This window comes from Thermaurantimonas sp., from assembly GCF_046299575.1.
GTDB lineage: Bacteria > Bacteroidota > Bacteroidia > Flavobacteriales > Schleiferiaceae > Thermaurantimonas.
Genome location: NZ_JBKBHX010000024.1, coordinates 1 through 664, shown reverse-complemented (window position 1 = coordinate 664; position 664 = coordinate 1). Strand labels below are relative to the sequence as shown.

At 39.0% G+C, this 664-nt stretch carries 1 protein-coding gene and 1 CRISPR repeat array; the gene reads left to right on the top strand.

Annotated elements, in window-relative coordinates; genetic code table 11:
- Positions 1-183 (top strand): CRISPR-associated endonuclease Cas2 (gene cas2 / locus ACK4EX_RS11710; RefSeq protein WP_409773051.1); only part of this gene is annotated, 183 nt, incomplete at its 5' end.
- A 117-nt stretch (positions 184-300) separates the two neighbouring features.
- Positions 301-649: a CRISPR direct-repeat array (repeat unit 46 nt; unit sequence GGTGTTTATGACCCAAATATACCTAAAAATGAAAGCAAATCACAAC).
- Positions 650-664: the final 15 nt, after the last annotated feature.

The following is a 664-nucleotide window of genomic DNA, read 5'->3' as shown; positions in this document are numbered from 1 at the left end:
AGTAGAGACAACCTTGAAGTCCACAAAAAACGCGTCCGAAATATCCTGCCAGAAAAGGGGAGCATCATCCTCTTTGAAATCACAGACAAGCAATTTGGCATGATGGAATTTCTCATAGGGCAGAAAAAGCAGAAGAAAACACCGGATCAAAAGGTAATTCAGCTACAGCTCGAACTTTTTTAAAATACGCAGGATCGTAAAAACGAGGGAAAAACAAAATCCGGCATGCTACCGCAGCCGGATTTTTTAATTGTATTTTCTTTGTAATCTTGTGCTTTTCAGGTATTTAGGACGGGTCGCGGTGTTTATGACCCAAATATACCTAAAAATGAAAGCAAATCACAACCCGCACTGTCACGGTGTCGCCCTTGACCAGGGTGTTTATGACCCAAATATACCTAAAAATGAAAGCAAATCACAACGATAAATAAGATTCAGCTTCAGCAGCACCAGGTGTTTATGACCCAAATATACCTAAAAATGAAAGCAAATCACAACTGCGAGAAACATACTTTTTGATGTATCCAAGGTGTTTATGACCCAAATATACCTAAAAATGAAAGCAAATCACAACGCAACTCAACTTTTATTAGACCAAAAGGGGGTGTTTATGACCCAAATATACCTAAAAATGAAAGCAAATCACAACCAGGGAGTCTCGATA